Source organism: Rhizobium sp. P2_G9, from assembly GCF_056403475.1.
In genome coordinates this window covers 1-745 of the sequence record NZ_JBFUFK010000134.1, presented here as the reverse complement: position 1 = coordinate 745, position 745 = coordinate 1, and the positions used below count along the sequence as shown (strand labels likewise).

The following is a 745-nucleotide window of genomic DNA, read 5'->3' as shown; positions in this document are numbered from 1 at the left end:
CGCAAACTGAGAGGAAAGCGGAAATAGAGCCACACAGCATGCGCGATGATCTCAGCGGGAAAGCGATGGCGGCGGTACAGCGGATCACGATTTGTCATGGCCCATGATCGCACATCGAATTCCAAATTCCGTTAAGTTGACGATGCCCTCACGTGTTCTCGCGACAGGCGAGGCCACGTATCGCCTCGATCATCTCTTCGTCGGAATAAGGCTTCCCTAGCACGATGTTGTTGCCGAGTTTGTCGGCACCATCCACGCGGCGGTCGCCGGTGGCGAAGACGATCGGCACTGACGGCCACTGTTTCCGGGCCTTGAGCGCCAACTCGAAGCCGGACATGTCGGGAAGACCGATGTCGGTGACGAGGACGTTGATAGACCCAGACAGTTGTCGCAATGCCTCCGCCGCCGATCCGGCCTCCATAGTCGATATCCCGGCGTCCTCCAGCATTTCAACCGTAACCATCAGGATGAGCGGCTCGTCTTCGCAGATGAGCACCCGGATTCGGTCGCCATCGTCCGACATTTCGTAAGCCTCCTCTTCGTCGCCTGACAACCGTCTAAGCCTCGGTCCAGGGCGACGCAACAGCGACGCTCTAAGAGCCCGATTTAAAAGTAGTTGAGCGATAACAGCAGGTTGTGATTCCCTTTTGGTGCTAAATCAAAATGGGGTTTCCGATGACCTGGACTGCTATCGCTCGGCGTGAGCATAACCGAGACGCGCTTCGTTTTCCAAGTGATTTGACGG

At 56.6% G+C, this 745-nt stretch carries 1 protein-coding gene and 1 pseudogene; both read right to left on the bottom strand.

The features are described 5' to 3' along the window. Window positions 1-98 (bottom strand): annotated as a pseudogene (locus tag AC1DYF_RS40335) (IS6 family transposase); the annotation flags it as partial. A 50-nt stretch (window positions 99-148) separates the two neighbouring features. Then, window positions 149-523: a response regulator gene (locus tag AC1DYF_RS40330; RefSeq protein ID WP_477884549.1), complete on the bottom strand. Its 375-nt coding sequence runs from the start codon at window positions 521-523 to the stop codon at window positions 149-151. Between the last annotated feature and the right edge of the window lie 222 nt (window positions 524-745).